This is a genomic window from Streptomyces sp. NPDC006435, assembly GCF_040612315.1.
In the GTDB taxonomy this organism is placed as follows: Bacteria; Actinomycetota; Actinomycetes; order Streptomycetales; family Streptomycetaceae; genus Streptomyces.
Map to the genome: position 1 here is coordinate 410,101 of NZ_JBEXPY010000002.1, position 16,944 is coordinate 427,044.

General features: G+C 69.2%; 16 protein-coding genes and 2 pseudogenes. 8 read left to right on the plus strand and 10 right to left on the minus strand.

Annotated features, from left to right (window positions below; genetic code table 11):
- Nucleotides 1-115: 115 nt before the first annotated feature.
- Nucleotides 116-796 carry a response regulator transcription factor gene (locus ABZZ04_RS04140; protein ID WP_148837180.1) on the minus strand — a complete coding sequence of 227 codons (681 nt, stop codon included), beginning with the start codon at nucleotides 794-796 and terminating at the stop codon, nucleotides 116-118.
- Entirely contained in the window at nucleotides 793-2,067 is a 1,275-nt protein-coding gene (locus ABZZ04_RS04145; RefSeq protein WP_356930620.1) for an ATP-binding protein, read from the minus strand. The genes ABZZ04_RS04140 and ABZZ04_RS04145 overlap by 4 nt, the downstream gene beginning before the upstream one ends.
- Nucleotides 2,068-2,266: 199 nt before the next feature.
- Between ABZZ04_RS04145 and phoU the strand changes: the two genes are divergently transcribed.
- The gene (phoU, locus tag ABZZ04_RS04150; protein ID WP_148837178.1) at nucleotides 2,267-2,944 is read left to right on the plus strand and encodes a phosphate signaling complex protein PhoU; all 678 of its coding nucleotides are present in this window, start codon (nucleotides 2,267-2,269) and stop codon (nucleotides 2,942-2,944) included.
- 219 nt (nucleotides 2,945-3,163) lie between these two features.
- Nucleotides 3,164-3,313, plus strand: a complete 150-nt coding sequence (locus ABZZ04_RS04155) for a hypothetical protein (protein WP_356930621.1) — start codon at nucleotides 3,164-3,166, stop codon at nucleotides 3,311-3,313.
- 105 nt (nucleotides 3,314-3,418) lie between these two features.
- Here the strand turns inward: ABZZ04_RS04155 and ABZZ04_RS04160 are convergent, their stop codons facing one another.
- Entirely contained in the window at nucleotides 3,419-4,756 is a 1,338-nt protein-coding gene (locus ABZZ04_RS04160) for an MFS transporter (protein WP_356930622.1), read from the minus strand.
- Nucleotides 4,757-4,986: 230 nt separating this feature from the next.
- On the opposite strand from ABZZ04_RS04160, the gene ABZZ04_RS04165 reads away from it, so the two are divergent.
- Nucleotides 4,987-5,748 (plus strand): phosphoglyceromutase, encoded by a 762-nt coding sequence (locus ABZZ04_RS04165; protein ID WP_148837177.1) that lies wholly within the window; start codon nucleotides 4,987-4,989, stop codon nucleotides 5,746-5,748.
- A gap of 224 nt (nucleotides 5,749-5,972) precedes the next feature.
- Here ABZZ04_RS04165 and ABZZ04_RS04170 read toward each other — a convergent pair.
- Nucleotides 5,973-6,347 (minus strand): annotated as a pseudogene (locus ABZZ04_RS04170) (UTRA domain-containing protein); the annotation flags it as partial.
- Nucleotides 6,348-6,530: 183 nt separating this feature from the next.
- On the opposite strand from ABZZ04_RS04170, the pseudogene ABZZ04_RS04175 reads away from it, so the two are divergent.
- Nucleotides 6,531-6,897 (plus strand): annotated as a pseudogene (locus ABZZ04_RS04175) (hypothetical protein); the annotation flags it as partial.
- Between the two features lie 86 nt (nucleotides 6,898-6,983).
- Here ABZZ04_RS04175 and ABZZ04_RS04180 read toward each other — a convergent pair.
- The 3 genes from ABZZ04_RS04180 to ABZZ04_RS04190 form a co-directional block, all read right to left on the minus strand.
- Entirely contained in the window at nucleotides 6,984-8,741 is a 1,758-nt protein-coding gene (locus ABZZ04_RS04180; RefSeq protein ID WP_356930667.1) for a DUF262 domain-containing protein, read from the minus strand.
- Between the two features lie 675 nt (nucleotides 8,742-9,416).
- Nucleotides 9,417-9,812: a hypothetical protein gene (locus ABZZ04_RS04185; protein WP_356930623.1), complete on the minus strand. Its 396-nt coding sequence runs from the start codon at nucleotides 9,810-9,812 to the stop codon at nucleotides 9,417-9,419.
- Between the two features lie 71 nt (nucleotides 9,813-9,883).
- The gene (locus ABZZ04_RS04190) at nucleotides 9,884-10,483 is read right to left on the minus strand and encodes an AAA family ATPase (RefSeq protein WP_356930624.1); all 600 of its coding nucleotides are present in this window, start codon (nucleotides 10,481-10,483) and stop codon (nucleotides 9,884-9,886) included.
- 162 nt (nucleotides 10,484-10,645) lie between these two features.
- On the opposite strand from ABZZ04_RS04190, the gene ABZZ04_RS04195 reads away from it, so the two are divergent.
- Together ABZZ04_RS04195 and ABZZ04_RS04200 are read left to right on the plus strand one after the other, a co-directional pair.
- Nucleotides 10,646-10,894, plus strand: coding sequence for a hypothetical protein (locus ABZZ04_RS04195; protein ID WP_148837165.1), 249 nt, complete (start codon nucleotides 10,646-10,648; stop codon nucleotides 10,892-10,894).
- Nucleotides 10,891-11,133, plus strand: a complete 243-nt coding sequence (locus ABZZ04_RS04200) for a hypothetical protein (protein ID WP_356930625.1) — start codon at nucleotides 10,891-10,893, stop codon at nucleotides 11,131-11,133. Before ABZZ04_RS04195 ends, ABZZ04_RS04200 begins: the two co-directional genes overlap by 4 nt.
- A 93-nt stretch (nucleotides 11,134-11,226) precedes the next feature.
- On the opposite strand, the gene ABZZ04_RS04205 is transcribed toward ABZZ04_RS04200, so the two are convergent.
- From ABZZ04_RS04205 to mshA, 3 genes are all read right to left on the minus strand, one after another.
- Complete coding sequence (locus ABZZ04_RS04205; RefSeq protein WP_356930626.1) at nucleotides 11,227-12,015, minus strand: hypothetical protein; 789 nt, start codon at nucleotides 12,013-12,015, stop codon at nucleotides 11,227-11,229.
- 376 nt (nucleotides 12,016-12,391) lie between these two features.
- Nucleotides 12,392-12,979, minus strand: a complete 588-nt coding sequence (locus ABZZ04_RS04210; RefSeq protein ID WP_356930627.1) for a YbjN domain-containing protein — start codon at nucleotides 12,977-12,979, stop codon at nucleotides 12,392-12,394.
- Nucleotides 12,972-14,327: a D-inositol-3-phosphate glycosyltransferase gene (gene mshA / locus ABZZ04_RS04215; RefSeq protein ID WP_356930628.1), complete on the minus strand. Its 1,356-nt coding sequence runs from the start codon at nucleotides 14,325-14,327 to the stop codon at nucleotides 12,972-12,974. The genes ABZZ04_RS04210 and mshA overlap by 8 nt, the downstream gene beginning before the upstream one ends.
- Before the next feature lie 245 nt (nucleotides 14,328-14,572).
- On the opposite strand from mshA, the gene ABZZ04_RS04220 reads away from it, so the two are divergent.
- A complete protein-coding gene (locus ABZZ04_RS04220) occupies nucleotides 14,573-15,352 on the plus strand; it encodes a class I SAM-dependent methyltransferase (RefSeq protein WP_356930629.1) in 780 nt (259 codons plus the stop codon).
- Nucleotides 15,353-15,707: 355 nt separating this feature from the next.
- Nucleotides 15,708-16,754 carry an NlpC/P60 family protein gene (locus ABZZ04_RS04225; RefSeq protein WP_356930630.1) on the plus strand — a complete coding sequence of 349 codons (1,047 nt, stop codon included), beginning with the start codon at nucleotides 15,708-15,710 and terminating at the stop codon, nucleotides 16,752-16,754.
- The last annotated feature ends 190 nt before the right edge of the window (nucleotides 16,755-16,944 follow it).

Here is a 16,944-nt window from a genome sequence, read left to right on the forward strand (position 1 = left end):
GCCGCCGCGGCCGCCCCGCCCACCGCACGGGCGGCCGCGCGACGGCCCGGGTACGCGAACGGCGGAGGGCACCCCCATCCCGGGGGCGCCCTCCGCCGTTCGCGTACCGGCCGGCCTACGGCTCGAACTTGTACCCCAGGCCCCGCACCGTCACCAGGAAGCGCGGCGCGCCCGGGTCGGGCTCGATCTTGGCGCGCAGCCGCTTGACGTGGACGTCGAGGGTCTTGGTGTCACCCACGTAGTCCGCGCCCCAGACCCGGTCGATGAGCTGCATGCGGGTCAGGACCCGGCCCGCGTTGCGCAGCAGCATCTCCAGCAGGTCGAACTCCTTGAGCGGCAGGTCGACCTTGCCGCCGGCGACGGTGACGACGTGACGGTCCACGTCCATCCGCACCGGGCCCGCCTCCAGGGCGGCGGGGGCGACCTCCTCCGGCTCCCCGCGGCGGCGCAGCACCGCGCGGATGCGGGCGACCAGCTCCCGCGAGGAGAACGGCTTGGTGACGTAGTCGTCGGCTCCTATTTCCAGGCCGACGACCTTGTCGATCTCGCTGTCCTTCGCCGTGACCATGATCACGGGGACGTTGGACCTGCTGCGCAGCTGACGGCAGACCTCCGTGCCGGGCAGGCCCGGCAGCATCAGGTCGAGCAGCACGAGGTCGGCGCCGTTGCGCTCGAACTCGTCAAGCCCGTCCGGGCCCGTGGCCGCGATCGCGACCTCGAAACCCTCCTTGCGGAGCATGTAGGACAGGGCGTCGCTGAAGGATTCCTCATCCTCGACGACGAGCACTCGGGTCACGGAAGGACCTCCGGGGCAGGGAACGGTTCAAGGGTGTCGGGGTGGGCGGGTCCGTAGGGGCCCTCGTCGTCGTTGACGATGAGCGGTCCGCCCGAGCTGCGGTCCCGCTCCCGCACGGAGCCCGCTTCGGGCAGCCGCAGGGTGAAGGTGGAGCCCTGGCCCTCCGAGCTCCAGACCGTGACCTCCCCGCCGTGCGAGGCGGCCACGTGCTTCACGATGGCGAGGCCGAGGCCGGTGCCACCGGTGGCCCGTGAGCGGGCCGGGTCGACGCGGTAGAAGCGTTCGAAGACCCGCTCGCGGTCCTTCTCCGAGATGCCGATGCCCTGGTCGGTCACGGCGATCTCGATCTGGTCCCCGCCGGGCACGGACAGTCGCCTGGCGGCGATGCCCACTCGGGTACGGGCGGGGCTGTAGTTGACGGCGTTCTCGACGAGGTTGCCGAGCGCCGCGGCGAGCTGGCCGCGGTTGCCCCAGATGCGGAGCTCCGCGGTGCCGCCGGCCGCCATGGTGATCTGCTTCGATCCGGCCTGCTGGCGGCAGCGGTCGATGGCCTCGGCCACCAGCTCGTCCACCCGGACCGGTTCGGCGTCCTCCAGCGGGTCGTCGTTCTGCACCCGCGAGAGGTCGATGATCTCCTGTACGAGGTTGGTCAGCCGGGTCGCCTCGATCTGCATCCGGCCCGCGAACCGTTCCACGGCCTCCGGGTCGTCGGAGGCGTCCAGCACGGCCTCGGAGAGCAGCGAGAGCGCGCCGACCGGGGTCTTGAGCTCATGGCTGACGTTGGCGACGAAGTCCCGTCGCACCGCTTCTATCCGGCGGGCCTCGGTGAGGTCCTCGACCAGCAGAAGCACCAGCCGGGAGCCGAGCGGGGCGACCCGGGCGGAGACCGCGAGGGCCTCGCCGCGGCCCGTGCCGCGCCGGGGGAGGTCCAGTTCGACCTGCCGTATCTCACCGTCGCGGCGGGTGTCCCTGGCCATGTTGAGCATCGCCTCGACGGCCAGCCGGCCGCCCCTGACCAGGCCCAGCGCGTAGGCGGCCGAGCTGGCCTTGACGACGCTGTCGCTCTCGTCGAGCACGACCGCCGAGGAACTGAGCACGGAAAGGACCGTGTCCACCCCGGGCGGCAGGGGTGCGTTGCTGTCCGGCCGCACGGAGGTGCGCGTGGGCTTCTTCTGGTCGCGCTCGCTCCAGCGGAACGCCAGCATGGCGACCACGCCGGTACACGCACCGCCGATCGCCGCAGCTGCGGCGACTGCCGCGTTCACGTCCATACGTCAAGGTTATGCAGGTCCGGGAGGACTATCCCAGCCATCCGGGTGTCTGTCCGAACACTCGTCTCCCAGAGTTCACCGAGGAGCAAGGGTTGGTTCACTTGGGCGGCCGGAAGCCGACGCGTACGCCGATCAGGGTGGCAACGTGGGGTTCATACCTGGCCCCGGCCTTACGAATGAGGACTGGAGAGGGACTTCCATGCGTGACGCGTACCACGAGGAACTCGACTCGATCGGCGAGGGGCTGGTCGAGATGGCCCGGCTCGTCGGGTCGGCGATCGGCCGGGCGACGACGTCCATGCTCGATGCCGATCTGAAGCTCGCGGAGAGCGTGATCGCCGCGGACCAGAAGGTCGACGACCTCCAGCACGACCTGGAGGCGCGGGCCATCGCCCTGCTCGCGCGCCAGCAGCCCGTGGCGACGGACCTGCGCATCGTGGTCACCTCGCTGCGGATGAGCGCCGACCTGGAACGCTCGGGCGACCTCGCCCAGCACGTCGCCAAGCTGGCCCGGCTGCGGTTCCCGGAGTCGGCGGTGCCGAACGACCTGCACGCCACCATCCTGGAGATGGGGCAGCTGGCGCAGCGCCTGATGGCCAAGGCCGCCGAGGTGATCATCACCAAGGACGTCGACCTGGCGCTCCAGCTGGAGCAGGACGACGACGAGATGGACCTGCTGCACCGCACGCTGTTCCAGCACCTGATGGACGACCGCTGGAAGCACGGCATCGAGACGGCCGTGGACGTGACGCTGCTCGGCCGGTACTACGAGCGCTTCGCCGACCACGCGGTGTCGGTCGCCAAGCGCGTCGTCTACCTGGTGACGGGCGAGCACGCCGACGAGATCCAGCAGCCGACCCCGGTGGAGGGCGCCTGATCCCGGCGGGGCGCCTGATCCCGGCCCTCCGGTGGCCGGGGCGCGCAGGGGTGCGCGAAGGCGCATCCGGTCGCACATGTGTCTCTGCGCACGTGCGCCGTTGATGCGCCCGCCCGGGTGGGCATGCAATGGGGTGGGGCGGCACGTCTTGTCCGTACGCCCCGGTCGTACGCGCTCGGTCGAGGCGTACGGCCCTGTCGTACGTCCTGAGGAGGAACCATGGCCGATTCCCCCACGACCGACCCCCAGCGGGAGGCCCCCGCCGACACGGTCCGCCTGCCTCTGCTCGGTGCCTGCGGCTGCGGCTCCGGCTGCGGCTGCGGCTGCCAGTCCGGGGCCCCGTGCCAGTGCGGTGGCTGCTGCGGCTGATCCGCCGCCGACCCGCCGCCGCGGAGCGACAAAGGGTGCCCCGCGCGGAAACGATCCGTTCCGCGCGGGGCGCCGTCGTATGCGAGGGGGGTACGGGGCGGGCGCTCAGGCCGTCCGCTCGGCGGCCGGCCCGGCCCCGGAGGTCGCACCGGCACCGGCATCGGTTCCGGTCCCGGCGGCGTTCTTGTCCCCTGAGTCGTTCCCGCCCCTGGCGGACACCTCCCCCTCCTCCCCCGGCAGGCCCCGGACCAGCAGCCAGTACCCGAGCGCGGCCGCGGTACCCAGGACGGCGCAGGCCCCCCACAGCCACTGCGCCCCGAAGCGGTCGATCACCAGGCCCGACATCAGCGGCGCGACCAGCGCGGCCGCCGACCACGACATCGTGTACATGCCCTGGTAGCGGCCCCGGCCCCCGGCGGGCGAGAGCCGGACCACCAGGCTGCTCTGGATCGGCGCGTTGACGATCTCGGCGACCGTCCAGACGCAGATGGTCAGCGCGTAGACGGCGACCGACCCGGCGAACGCGGTCAGCCCGAACCCGTACCCCGCCAGCAGCGACGACACGATGAGCAGTTGTCGCGGGTCGCGGTGCTGGATGAAACGGGTGACGGGGATCTGGAGCACCACGATCAGCACGCCGTTGACGGCGACGGCCGCGCCGAAGTCGGAGCTGGAGAACCCGTCGGCCCCCATGGCCACCGGCAGCCCCACATACCCCTGCTGGAAGATCAGGGCGATGACGAAGGACAGTCCGACGACGCTCATGAACCGGCCGTCGCGCAGCACGGTGGAGAGCCGGACCCCGTCGGCGGCGTCCGCGCCCGCGGCCCCGGACGCCGCGGACTTCCCGGGCCGCGACTCGGGCACCTTCATGAAGACGACGACGGCGCAGGCCAGCGTCATCGCGGCCTCGCCGAGGAACCCGGCGAGATAGCTGTACTCGGCGACGAACCCGGCCCCGGCGGACGAGACGGCGAAGCCGAGGTTGATGGCCCAGTAGTTGAGCGAGAAGGCCCGCACCCGGTCCTCGGGCCGGACGATGTCGGCCATCATCGCCTGCACGGCGGGCCGCGAGGCGTTGCCCGCCATCCCGACGCAGAAGGCGACCGCCGCGATCGCCACCGGGTGGACCATGAACCCGAGCACGGCCACGGACACCGCGGTCGAGGTCTGTGCGATGAGCATCGTGGGCCGGCGGCCGAGCCGGTCGGTCATCACCCCGGCCCCGAGCGAGGAGACCACCCCGCCGAGCCCGTGCAGCGCGACGACCAGTCCGGCGTACGAGGCCGAGTAGCCCCGGTCCAGGGTCAGGTAGAGCGCCATGAACGTGGCGACGAAACCGCCGAGCCGGTTGACCAGCGTGCTGGTCCACAGCCACCAGAACTCCCTGGGGAGTCCGGACACGGATTCGCGCACGGACCGTCCGAGGCCGGCGACAGACATGAGGAGATCCCCCCGGGGAAGCGTGGAACGAACGCCGCCGGTAAGAGGCCCGACGACAGTCCGAACGTTACGAATCCCGGTTTCCGGTGCGCCAGCGAATTGACGCCGCCCGTCAATCGTCCCCGCCGCCACCAGCGACGACGGCCTTTCCCCTGCCTTCCCCCTGCCGCCCGCGTCCGCCCTGTGGCCGGTCGCGCGCGGTTCGTACGGGTTCGATTACGCTCGGACCCATGGCCGACGCACCGTACAAGCTGATCCTCCTCCGCCACGGCGAGAGCGAATGGAACGCGAAGAACCTGTTCACCGGTTGGGTGGACGTCAACCTCACCGAGAAGGGCGAGAAGGAGGCGGTCCGCGGCGGTGAGCTGCTGAAGGACGCCGGTCTGCTCCCCGACGTCCTGCACACCTCCCTCCAGAAGCGCGCCATCCGCACCGCCCAGCTCGCGCTGGAGGCCGCCGACCGCCACTGGATCCCGGTCCACCGCTCCTGGCGGCTGAACGAGCGCCACTACGGCGCCCTGCAGGGCAAGGACAAGGCGCAGACGCTGGCCGAGTTCGGCGAGGAGCAGTTCATGCTCTGGCGCCGTTCCTACGACACCCCGCCGCCCGCCCTGGAGGACGGCACCGAGTTCTCGCAGAGCGGCGACCCTCGCTACGCGACGATCCCGCCGGAGCTGCGCCCGCGCACCGAGTGCCTCAAGGACGTCGTCGTCCGCATGCTGCCGTACTGGTACGACGGCATCGTCCCGGACCTGCTCGCCGGCCGCACGGTCCTGGTCGCCGCCCACGGCAACAGCCTCCGGGCCCTGGTCAAGCACCTCGACGGCATCTCCGACGCCGACATCGCGGGCCTGAACATCCCGACCGGCATCCCGCTCGCCTACGAACTGGACGCCGACTTCCGCCCCGTGAAGCCGGGCGGCACGTACCTCGACCCGGACGCGGCGAAGGCCGCCATCGAGGCCGTGAAGAACCAGGGCAAGAAGAAGTAGGCCGTATTGGCCGTATTGATCGAGCCCTCTGCCTGCGTTGTCCGCGGGGCAGGGGGCTCGTTCTTGTGCTGGGGCCGAACCGGGGCCATCGCGGCCGGATGTGACGGAGGTCTCAACACGGATAGCGCGCAAGAGAGTTCCTCATCCGCCTGCCTGTATGGGTAAGCGTGCCAGGGTGCACGGACTCGGGAGGGCATCCCCACGCGCCGCAGCAAGTCGTGAGGTCAGGTCGCCGGGAGCTGGTACGACAGGACGTAGGCGTCCGCCGCCATCACGGTGTCACAGACCTCCACAGCCCGCCCCTCGGCATCGAAGGCGGTCCGGATCAGATGGATCACAGGTACGCCGGGATCCATCCGGAGCGTCTTGATCTCGGCGGGTGAAAACATCCGGGCGCGGATCTCCTCCTCGAAGTGGTCGAGTTGGTGACCCAGCTCTTCGAGGCGAGCGTAGATGCCACCGGCGCCGGGGTTCGGCTCGGCGATCGGAGTCCCGCGCGCGATATCGAGCGAGAGGCGGGAGGTGGCGAACTCGACCGGCCGTCCGTCGAGCAGGTACCGGCGCCGGCGGGCGAGCACCCGCCGCACGGACCCGAGCCGAGCGAGGCGCATCACGGATCAGCTCGACGCCGCACACGCACAGCCAGACCGCCACTGGCTCGCCAGCGAGCCCGAGTACGAACGAGCCCTCACGTATCTGGCGACAGAAACGGCTTACCAACTGGCCTTGTACAACGAGGGCGCCCGTTACGTGCTCGTGGCCTACCTCAGAGGAGCGACATCGTGACGGAACCCATACGCGGCCACTGATGCGAGTGCTGGACCGAAGACCTCACCAGCGGCCAGCGATTGACGCTCCGGGCAGCTTTCAACGCGTACTCGGCACCCCAGGCGGACAGGTGGGTCGCGGTCGCACTCCACACGATCTCACCGGCGCTGAACTCCGACGCCTCCGACGTCGCGTGGGCTTGGCTGTCCCAGGGCCGGATAACAACCCACCGATTCCCCCTGCACTTTCGAGCCCTGCTCGGTCACGATCGCCCAGGACCACACCCGCATCACGTGGACAGTCCAGCCAGTGCTCTTCCTACCGCTCACCCACCGCCAAGGGGCCGAACTACCCTCTTGCGCACACGACTTCAAACCCCACAAGCCGACTGAGTTACAACTTTCCCTACTGGTTCAAGCAGCTCCAGCCCAAATTCGTTCCGCCGCCCTAATTGCAGGGGTCCACCCTCAGCTGAACCCCTTTGCCAGTGCCGCAATCTTCCTGACTTCGGTGACTTCTTCCGTGGAAGAGCCTCGCCTAATGAAGACACGATCTCCACAGTAAGAGAGATCGCTTTGGCCAGGAATTAGAACTCTAATAACCGAGAGCCCCTTGTATTCGATTGTATCCACACCGCTCAGAATCTGAGTTGCCAGCGGATCACTGATTGGCTGCTGGGATAGTTTCGTCACGAAACGCTGCACGTAAGCGTCCAAAGAGATTTTAAGGACTTTCGCCTCTCTGTCCACACCCACAACATAATGATGTCGACCGACCGGTACAGCAGCCACGGAGTCAAGCGTTTCGACTCGCTTTACATCGGCTTCCTTGTCTGCTACGCCGATAAACAGATACCCCTCATGACTTCGCTGCACGTTAGCAATTCCACAAATGGTTTCGGCTAGCCGCACAAAGAGTGCATCATCCCTCGTCCTACGGACATCTAGCCTGAGAACCCCCTGCTTGAATTCATACCGACTGGTTTCGATTCTGGATCTACGCAGAGAATTTTCGAAATCCAGCGCCAAGCCGGGACCATGCCCAAACACAGGCGGCACCTTGGCTACAAAATTCCTCTGAATCAACCCTGTGATCATGTCGATATTGGAGGTACGATCCTCTGCCGAAGTATAATGCCGCGCACTCTTGAGGCGAGGTCCTACATTCCTGAGGGCTGTCACAATAGCCGCATTATCGGCAGGCGACTTCTGCTGGCGGACAATGAGCTCGAAGAACGACATAAAAATTGCATAGAAAGGCGTACGGATTGGATTTCCACTACCAGGGCGAACCAGGTTCCTCAGGCCATTCGGGCCAGCAACCTGAGAGTCAATCACCTCTGTGAGCACAGAAAAGGTAGACTGAATTTCAGCCTGAAGCCGCTTGCTCCCATAGGCAGCCAAAGCCCTTTCCAGGCGCTTATGCTTCTCGCTTTGCGCTTCATAGATTTCATCGAACTCTTCTTTGCTTGCAGGAAAAGGACTTCCGGACAAAATGGAGGCAGAAATATCTGCCACCATTTGCTCGTCATCCCCCTCCCGCAGTTGCTTCACGTTAAGAATTCCATGCCTGATCCACACCGTATCCTCCGCCCGCACCCCGTACTGCTGGTTCTCCCGAGAGGATTCGATGGAGATGCTCGGCATGTCGTGCAACAGGAGCACGTCGTCCGATACATCACCCCGCAAAGAGCTTGCCACCGTTCGCACAAGCTCCGAGAATGGGTTAAGCATTCCCGCTTGCCGCTTTTCCTGCGCGCTCAATTGGCGCCCATTCGAGTTAATTCGACTAAATACGTCGGTAATTTGCCCCTCTGTCTGAGTTGGAAAAATCGTGACAGCCAATTGATAATCGACCAAGTTCGCACATTTATCAGCAGGGAGTAGGCTCTGAGCGGGGGCAGGCTTGAACGCGCCAGCAGCAGCTGCCTGGCGCGCCCTGGCACTTTGCCCTAGATCGAAATACATGCCGTTATAGTCAAATTTTTGTTCAATGAATGAAAAAATGGCATCAAGACGCTGCATTCCGTCTATGATCTCATACTTGCCACTCCCGTGAATCTCGGGCCTTTCAGCCAGGAGAATCAGAGGAATCGGGTAGCCATCCAGAATGCTATCAATCAGGAGCTGTTTCTCGGCAACTGACCAGACGAGCTTGCGCTGATAGCGTCGATTCACAAGGAGAGAATCCTCCCTGAAAAGTCGGTACGCCTCCGTGACGCTCATGCCTCGGGGGGTGATAGAAACGTGGACTTCAGACGACAAGATCTGCTCCCTCATGCGGCAGTGCTTTTTCCGTAGCATGGCACACACGAGCAACCTGCGTCTGAGCTTTTGCAACGATTGATGGCGTCAACGGGCGCCTGACAGAGCAGTATCCGCCTCGGTTCCTGATTCTTTACGTGCTGCGTACGCGGCCGAAAGGGAAGCAGCATGGCGGAGAGGGCACCCCGACGAAGATAGGGGAGTGATGCCAGCAGAAGCTGGTGACCAGCGCCTCCAGGAGCCCAGTGCGTCAGAAACCGTGGTCTGCGTGCGGTGTAGCCCAGCACAAGGAGAAGGTAGCCAAGGAGCAGAAGCGAAGAAAACGTTAGCTCCGGCTGACATCCACGGGTGAGATCAACAGCGATCAAGGGGCGCCGACTGTCAACCGGGCACGGCAAGCTGGGCCGTCCAAGGACGCTCGGCAGAGGCCAATAACGACCACGAAGACCACCAGGGGCCCATGCCCACCGCCTCTGAGCAGCAAAAAAACAAAGGTCGCCAAGATCCCCGACAAGAACCAGGGCAAGAAGAAGTAGGCCCCGGCACGATCCGAAGGAGCCCTCCGCCCGCGGGAGAACCGCGGGCGGAGGGCTCTTTCGCGACGCGGGCCGGCCCGGACCCGAGCGATCTCTGCGGTCACTCCGGGTCGCAGAGGCCGCCGAGTTCGGCGGCGAGGTCCGGGTCCCGCATGCCCGGCAGGTCGTAGCCCGCGTGCTCGTCCCAGGGGATGTCGGTGTCGTCCAGGTGGACGTGCCACTCCGCGCCCTCGACGGCGCGGCGCAACTCGGTGACGGAGTCGAGGACGTGGGCCGTCACCGGCAGCCACCGGTCGGGGTCGGTCGGCAGCTTCGTGGACCCGGTGAGGAGTTCGTCGCCCCGGCCGTCGTCGTCCAGGTCGTACAGGTACAGGCTCTCCTCGTCGTCGTACGGGAACGACTTCGCGCGCGTGGTGACGACGCGTTCGACGGCGGCCGACTCGGCCTCGGTCAGCGGGGCCGCGCGGCGGGCGCTGTAGTAGATGGAGACGCTCATGGGCCGAGCGTACGGCGGGGGTGTGACAGACACGGGTCGGGCGACGGGGCGGCGGGCACGAGCCGGTTCGGTTACCGGTCCAACGCCAGGGCCACGCGCTCCGCGAGGTCGTCCCAGGGGCGGCAGTCGACCACCGGCAGTCCGTGCCGGGCCGCCTGGCCGGCGAGCCAGTGCGAGTACGCGGCGCTGACCCGCGCCCGGCTGCGCTGTTCGCCGCTGTCGGGCTCCCGGGCGGCGTAGTTGGCGGTGATCCGGTCCGGGTCGGCCTCGTGCAGGAACACCGCCCGCACCCGGCGGCCGGAACCCGCGCCCTCGTGGACGGCCGCCGCGGCGGCGGCCGGGGTGAGGTAGTCGCCCTCGACCACGGCGGGCACGTCGACGGTCAGGCGGTTGCGGACCACGCCCAGCACCGCGGGCTCCAGGGCGCGGGCCGTGGCGATCTGGAGGTCCAGCACCCGGCCGGTGGGGAGCCGGTCGATGTCCGGGACGTCGTCGAAGTGGTGGACGGCGGGGTGGTGCTCGGCCGTCGTCATCGCCTCGACCGCGCTCACCACGTCGTCGAACTCGACCACGAACGCCCGGTGCTCATCGGCCAGTTGTGCGGCGAGCCGGCTCTTGCCGACACCCGACGCCCCGCCGACCAGCACTATGTCCCATGATGTTCCTGCCATGCGGCGAACGTATCGTGCGCGTTCCGCGTCCGCCGTGCCGCCTGGCGCTACCGTGAGTCGGACACCGGCCCACGCACCGGTTCGCGAACGCCGGCCCGCGCACGGGCGGGGACCGACCGGACGGGCCGTGCGGCGAGAGCAAGGAGAACGGGGAGAGCAATCATGGGCGAAACCCTGAAGACCTTTGTCGGCGGCGCCGAAGTCGACGTGCCCAACAGCATCCCGGCCATCCGCGCCGCGCTGCCGGAGGAGAGACGCGAGGAGTTCGACCGCGCCATCAACGACGCCGGTGTGGGCGAGATCCAGGCGGTCATGCGGCACTGGATGCTGGAGGCCGTGCCCGACCCGGAGGCCGAGAAGATCCTGGACCGGCTGGCTCAGGACGAGGCCGAGAGGCGGAGCGTCGCTTGAGCTTCCGCATCTCCTACGCCCCGCCCGCCGACGACACCCTGGCCAAGATGCGCGACGGCGAGACCTTCCGCACCGAGATGGCGCGCACCCTGGGCCTCGACCCGTACGGAAACGGCTCGACCGCCGTCAAGAGCGAGAGCGATCGCCGCGAGGCGACGGTCGCCGGCGCGATCGTGCTCTATTACGTCTCCCGGTCCGTCCTGATCGTCACCGTGGTGAGACTCGTCCCGCTGCCCTGACCCGGTGCGGACCGTTCGGTTCGGACCGTTCGGTTCGGAGCGTCCGGCGCGGGACCGCCGCCGCGAGGGGGTGCGGCGGTCCCGGCCGTCCTCTCAGGCCAGCTTCCCGGCCTGGGCCTCCATCACCGCGGTCGGCAGGTCGAAGCTTCCGCCCTCGCCCATCGCGGCCAGGTTGATCGAGGAGAACGAGGCGAACGAGGAGCCCTGGCGCAGCGCCGCCAGCTTCATCTCGCCCTTCTCGCCGTCCTGTTCCAGCTCCACCGTCCAGGCCGCCGACTCCTCGCCGGCCTCGACCTGGGCCTCGGTGATCTTGCTGACCTTCTGCTTCTCACCGGCCGCCGTGAACTCGAAGCCACCGGCGCACTCGGTGGCCGCGGTGCGGAGCGCGGCGACCGAGTCCTGTGCGCCCTTGCCTTCGTACGAGCCGAGGGCCAGCTGCGTCGTCGTGATGTCGAAGGCCGCCTTGAAGGCGTCCTCGGCGTTCCCGGTGTCCTTGTCCATGGAGCCCTTCTTGGGCTCGCTGACGACGGTGCGCTTCGTGAACGCGCCGGGCTCGCCGACCTGTGCACCCATCAGCGCGTTCGCGAGCGGGGCGCACACCTCCTTCTCGACCTTGATGTCCTTGGCCGCCACCACGTCCTTGGCCGCGGCCTCGGAGATCTTGTGCCCCTTGACGTCGCCCTGGGCCAGTGCGGCCTTCTCCAGCTCGGCGGCGCTCAGCGCCTTGGCGGCCGGCTCCGCCGCGGCGGACTCCTTGCCCTTGGTGCCAGCCTTGTCGCCGTCGGAACCGGAGTCCGAACCGCCGCCACAACCGGCGGCGAGCAGGGCCAGGGACACCGCGGCGGCGGCAACAGCGGTACGGCGTATGGCGGAGGAGCGCATGGATCCGGTCCGTCTCTCTGAGCGGGGATTTCGGGTGCGCTCACTTTATGAGCGGAACTTGGTTTGACGATCAATCAATTAGGGCACGGGATGCGATCGTGACGACGTCGTGATCATTCTGTGAAAGCGCCATTCGTCGTCGCAAGGCGCGTCGAGTACCGACACCTGTGGGTGAGCCGTGCTTTTCCACCGGATACCGTCGCATGGCATGACATTCCGTCACGTGCCGCCCGGTGTCGTGGCATGGCGGGGTGGTGTGTCGAGCCGGGCGTGCCGCGGTACGTCGGGCCGATGCGGACGCCCGCGGACCCGCCCCGTCAGTCGGCTGGGCGACCCGCCAGTCGGCCGGGTGCTCCGTCGATCAGTCGGGCGCCGGTCAGCCGGCCGGGCGCCGGGTCAGGTGGGCGAACGCGTCCAGGTTCCGCGTGGACTCGCCGCGCGACACCCGCCACTCGTACTCCTTGCGGATGGCGCTCGCGAAACCCAGTTCCAGCAGGGTGTTGAACGAGCCGTCGGCCGCTTCGAGCACCGTGCCGAGCAGCCGGTCCAGCTCCTCCGGGGTGACCACGGACAGCGGCAGCCTGCCGACCAGGTAGATGTCGCCGAGCCGGTCGATGGCGTAACTCACGCCGAAGAGGCGGAGGTTGCGCTCCAGCAGCCAGCGGTGGACCGCCGCGTCGTTCTCGTCGGGGTGGCGCACGACGAAGGCGTTGAGGGAGAGCGAGTGCTTGCCGACGCGCAGGGAGCAGGTGGTGGACAGCTTGCGCGTGCCGGGCAGCGTGACCACGTAACCGCCCGGTTCGGGGCTCTCCCACGCGAGCCCGGCGTCCTCCAGGGTCGCCTCGATGACCCGCGCGGCCCGTGTCGCCTCGTCGTCGGCCGGAGCCGTCACCGCGTCGGCCGGGGCCGCCGCCGCTTCGGTCGGCGCGGCGCCGCGGGGTACGTCGTCGGGTGCGTCAGCCATGGTGCGAGCGTACGCGGCGACGGCGGTGTTCGTGCATCGCGGCCGTGTACACCTCGGCGGTCGCGGACGCCGCGGTGTCCCAGCCGAAGCCCTGGGCGTGCGCCGCGGCGGCGGCACCCATTCGGGCGACCAGCTCCGGCGTCTCGGCGAACCGGGCCAGGGCCCGCGCGTACTCGGCGGGGTCGTGGCCGGGTATCAGGAAGCCGCTGACCCCGTCCCGCACCGCCACCGGCAGACCCCCCACGGCCGCCGCGACGACCGGGGTGCCCGCCGCCTGGGCCTCTATGGCGACCAGCCCGAAGGACTCGCTGTACGAGGGCATGACCAGCACGGACGCGGCCCGGAACCAGTCCGCGAGCTGCTCCTGCCCGACCGGCGGCTGGAACCGTACGACGTCGGCGATGCCGAGCCGGGCCGCCAGCTTCTGCAGCCCCTCCGGCTTGGCGAGCCCGCTGCCGCTCGGGCCGCCGACGACCGGTACGACCATCCGGGAACGCAGCGCGGGTTCACGGTCCAGCAGGACGGCGACCGCCCGCAGCAGCACGTCGGGGGCCTTCAGCGGCTGGATGCGGCCCGCGAAGAGCGGGATCAGCGCGTCCTGCGGCAGCCCGAGACGGGCCCGCGCCGCGGCGCGCCCGTCGGCGGGGCTGAAGCGGTCCAGGTTGACCCCGGGGTGGACGACGGCGACGGAGCCCCGGGCGGCCTCGTAGAAGCGGACGAGCTCGTCCGCCTCCTCGGCGGTGTTCGCGATCAGCCGGTCGGCCGCGTCGACGATCTGGGTCTCGCCGATGACGCGGGCGGCCGGCTCGGGGGTGTCGCCCTCCGCGAGCGCCGCGTTCTTCACCTTCGCCATGGTGTGCATGGCGTGGACGAGCGGGACGCCCCAGCGCTGGGCGGCGAGCCAGCCGACGTGGCCGGAGAGCCAGTAGTGGGAGTGGACCAGGTCGTAGTAGCCGGGGCGCTGGCCGGCCCACGCCTGCATCACGCCGTGCGTGAAGGCGCAGAGCTGGGCGGGCAGCTCCTCCTTGGCCAGGCCCTCGTACGGGCCCGCGTCGACGTGCCGGACCAGGACACCGGGCGCCAGCTCGACCGCCGGGGGCAGCCCGCCGGTGGTGGACCGGGTGAAGATCTCGACCTCGATGTTGATCGCGGCGAGGCGCCTGGCCAGCTCCACGATGTAGACGTTCATGCCGCCCGCGTCACCCGTGCCCGGCTGGTGCAGCGGCGAGGTGTGCACGGAGAGCATCGCGACCCGACGGGGCTTCCGGTGGCCGCCGGGGAAGGCAGTGGGGAACCTGAGGCGCGGCGCGACCCGGCTGCTGCCGAGCCGGGAGACGTACTGGGTCACGTCGTCCGGTCCTCCTCATTCGGGATTCGGGCTCGTTCAGGGCACGACACCGGAGGGACCTGAGCCCCTTCGAGGGCTGCAACAGCGGAATCCCTCCCTTCATTTCCGCTTTGCCAAATCATTACGACGGGTCGGCGCGGCGGGCGACTCGCACGCCGTCACGGCGAGTGACCGTTCGCGGTGCCACCGGGCCCGCCCGTCCGCCCGGTCCGGGCCGGGTCCGCGGGGTCGTTACGCTCGCTGTCATGCGCCCCATCGGCACCGCGACCCGCGGGACCACCAATCCGAACCGGCTCCGCCGCATGGACCGCTGGATCGCCGCCACCCACGGCCCGGCCCTGCGCCGCGCCGACCGTCCGGTCGCCGTGGACCTCGGATACGGGGCCGCCCCCTGGACCGCCGTCGAGCTGCTGCACCGGCTGCGCACCGCCGAGCCGCGCACCGCCGTGGTCGGCATCGAGATCGATCCGGAACGGGTCGCGGCGGCGAAGCCGTACGAGCGCGAGGGCCTGACCTTCCTGCACGGCGGGTTCGAGATCCCGCTCCCCGAGCGCCCCGACCTCGTCCGGGCGGCGAACGTGCTGCGCCAGTACGACGAGGGCGAGGTCGCCGAGGTCTGGGAGCGGCTGTGCGCGCGCCTCGCGCAGGGCGGGCTCCTGGTGGAGGGGACCTGCGACGAGATCGGGCGCCGGCACGTCTGGGTGGCGCTCGGCCCGGAGGGTCCGCGCACGGTCACGTTCGCGACCCGGCTCGGCTCCCTGGACCGCCCCTCCGACCTGGCGGAACGCCTGCCGAAGGCGCTGATCCACCGCAACGTGCCGGGCGAACCGGTCCACGCCTTCCTGCGGGACTTCGACCGGGCGTGGGCGGCGGCGGCCCCGTACGCGTCGCTGGGCGCCCGGCAGCGCTGGATCACGGCGGTGCGGGCGCTGTCGGGCGACTGGCCGCTGACCGACGGGGTACGGCGGTGGCGCCAGGGCGAGGTCACGGTGCGGTGGGACGCCCTCCGGCCCGGCGCGCACTGAACGGATCGGACGCGGCCGCCCAAGGCGCTGCGGCGGACCGGCTCCGACTCCCCCGCGGACCGACGGACCGGCTCCGGCTGCCCCTGCGGACCGACGGACCGGCTCCGGCCGATGCGGTGGGAACGGGAACGGGCCGCCGTTCGTCCAGAAGGGGGATGGGGGCGACGGGGGCGCGGGGGAGATTCGCGGGGGCGGCAAGGAGTTCGGGGGGAGCGGCGCCGGGTCGGCGATCGGTCCGTACGACCGTCGGGACAGCGGGTGTGCGCCTCTGTTGCTTTTCGGTACGGCATGGCACGATCTCGTCATCGGCGAAAAGTTACTGACGGGAAATCAGATTCACTCGGAGGGGAACCCCGTGAACCGACGTCACTGTGCCTCGGCCGCGATCACTCTGGTCTGCGCGCTGTCCGTGCTCATCACGCCGGTACCGGCCTTCGCCGCACCCACTCCTCCCTCCGAGACGCCGAAGAAGACCCTCGAAGAGGTCCGCGAGGAGATCGACGACCTCTACCGCAAGGCGGGGGCGGCCACCGACGCGTACAACCTCGCCGAGGAACGGGCCGAGAAGCAGTCCGGCGAGATCGTGAAGCTGGCCCGCGCCATAGTCGTGGGCCAGGCGAAGATCGCCGACCTGAAGAACCGGGCGGGCGCCCAGGCCCGCGAGCAGTACCGCACGGGCGGGCTGCCGCCCGGCGCCCAGTTCATGCTCAGCGACGACCCGCAGCTGTTCCTGGACGGGGTGAGCCGGGTCAGGGAGGGCCAGCAGGCCGCGAAGGGCGTCCTGGGGGAACTGACCAGGACCCAGCAGGACTTGGAGACTTACACCAAGGACGCGAACACCAACTGGAAGAAGCTCGAAGCCGGCCGGATCAAGCAGGCCAAGGCCAAGAAGAAGATCGACGCGCAGATAGCGGCGGCGAAGAAGCTGGAGTCCCGGCTCAAGAAGGAGGAGCGGGCCCGGCTGCTCAAGCTGGAGCAGGAGGCCGCGTACAAGCAGCAGACGGCCTGGCTCAGTTCCGGCGCGCTGAAGGACATCAACCGCAGCGCGAGCAAGCGCGGCAAGGCGGCGGTGGCCTTCGCGACGGCCCAGATCGGCAAGCCGTACGTCTGGGGGGCCGAGGGCCCCGACTCGTACGACTGCTCCGGGCTCACGTCCCAGGCGTGGGCCGCGGCGGGCCGCCCGATCCCGCGCACCTCGCAGGAGCAGTGGCGGCTGCTGCCGCGCATCGCCATCAAGGACATGCGCCCCGGCGACCTGATCATCTACCACGACGACGCCAGCCACGTGGGCATGTACATCGGCGACGGCGCGATCGTCCACTCCCCCCGCCCCGGCCGCAACGTCACGCTGGCGGGCGCGGGCTCGATGCGGATACTCGGCGTGGTGCGCCCGGACAAGTGACGTCCGGCGGGGGACGGACGGGGAGCCACGGCGAGAGGCCCGGCGGAAACCCCGGCGGACTACCGGCGAGAGGCCCGGCGGACTGCCGGCGAGGGGCCTGGCGGGAAGCCGGTCGGCGGGTCCGGCGAGGTGTCCGTCCCCGCCCGAGCGGCCCGTCCCGGCCGCAGTGATCCACCCTCTCCGGAGCGAT